The organism is Bradyrhizobium sp. CCBAU 45384 (assembly GCF_028128665.1).
GTDB classification, from domain to species: Bacteria; Pseudomonadota; Alphaproteobacteria; order Rhizobiales; family Xanthobacteraceae; genus Bradyrhizobium; species Bradyrhizobium manausense.
The window spans coordinates 1-225 of sequence record NZ_LBIZ01000012.1 but is presented as its reverse complement, the minus strand read 5'-3'; the positions used below and the strand labels follow the sequence as shown (position 1 = coordinate 225).

Genomic DNA, 225 nt, shown 5'->3' with positions numbered 1-225 from the left:
CGGTGAGCGCGGCGACGTCGGCCTGGGCAACCGAGGTCGACCAGGTGCCGTTGGCGAGCACGGTCGCGCTGTAGTCGTGGCCGTTGAGGCTGACGGTGACGGTCTGGCCCGCCTCCACGCCGGAGCTGGTGCCGCTGATGGTCAGGGCAGAGTGCGACTCGGCGGCGTTGATCACGTCGTCCACGGCGATGGTGTTGATCGCGATGCTGGCGCTCTCGTCGACCG

At 69.8% G+C, this 225-nt stretch carries 1 protein-coding gene; it reads right to left on the bottom strand.

Features of this window, described 5'->3' with window-relative positions; all coding sequences use genetic code 11:
* The coding region (locus tag XH80_RS02775) for an Ig-like domain-containing protein (protein ID WP_271597229.1) at nt 1–225 on the bottom strand (225 nt) is incomplete at both ends.